The organism is Streptomyces sp. G-G2, from assembly GCF_030063135.1.
Lineage (GTDB): Bacteria > Actinomycetota > Actinomycetes > Streptomycetales > Streptomycetaceae > Streptomyces.
This window is the reverse complement of record NZ_JASISO010000137.1, coordinates 1-831: the sequence shown is the minus strand read 5'-3', so window position 1 is coordinate 831 and position 831 is coordinate 1. Positions and strand designations below refer to the sequence as shown.

Below are 831 nucleotides of genomic sequence, written 5' to 3'. Positions count from 1 at the left end.
CCCCCAACCCCAAGGCAAAATGACCCCGTGCGGTACCTGATCCTCGGCATCACCGAAGCCCGTGACGATTCCGGCGCCCCCCTCCCCATCGGCGGCGCCCGCCTCCGCGCGCTCCTGGCCGCCCTCGCGCTCCGCGCAGGCGGCCCCGCCGTCCCCGTCTCCGTCCTGGTCGACGAGGTCTGGGGCGAGGACCCGCCCCACGCCGCCCCCGCCGCCCTGCAGGCCCTCGTCTCCCGCCTCCGCCGCGCCCTCGGCGGCAAGGACGCCGTCCAGGCCGACCCCACCGGCGGCTACCGCCTCCCCGCCACCCGGGACGACGTGGACCTGTACGTCTTCCAGCGCCTGGCCCAAGAGGCAGCCCAGACCCTCTCCACCCCGGCGGCGTCCGCCCCCGCCCCCGCCCCACCGGCGACACCCCCCGCGGAATCCCTCCGCACCGCCCTTTCCCTCTGGCGCGGCCCCGCCCTCGCCGACCTCCCCGACCCCGCCACCCGCGCCGCCCACGCCACCCGCCCCGAGGCCCTGCGCGCCGCCGCCGTCCGCGACCTCATAGAGGCCGAGCTGCGCACGTCCACCACCGACCCCGCCTCGCTGCTCCCCGAGATCGAGGCGCTGATCGCGGCGCATCCGTACGACGAGCCGCTGCGCGTCCAGCACCTGCGCGCCCTGCGGGCCGCGGGCCGCACCGCCGACGCCCTCGCCGCGTACGACCGCACCCGCCGCGCCCTCGCCGAAGGCCTCGGCACGGATCCCGGCCCCCCACTCACCGCCCTCCACGCGGAACTCCTCCAGCCCACCCCCCGCCCCACCGCGACACCCATCACCACACCC

General features: G+C 78.3%; 1 protein-coding gene. It reads left to right on the top strand.

The genetic code is table 11. The features are described from left to right. Positions 1-27: 27 nt before the first annotated feature. On the top strand, positions 28-831 hold an 804-nt coding region (locus tag QMF80_RS37950), incomplete at its 3' end, for an AfsR/SARP family transcriptional regulator (RefSeq protein ID WP_283461988.1).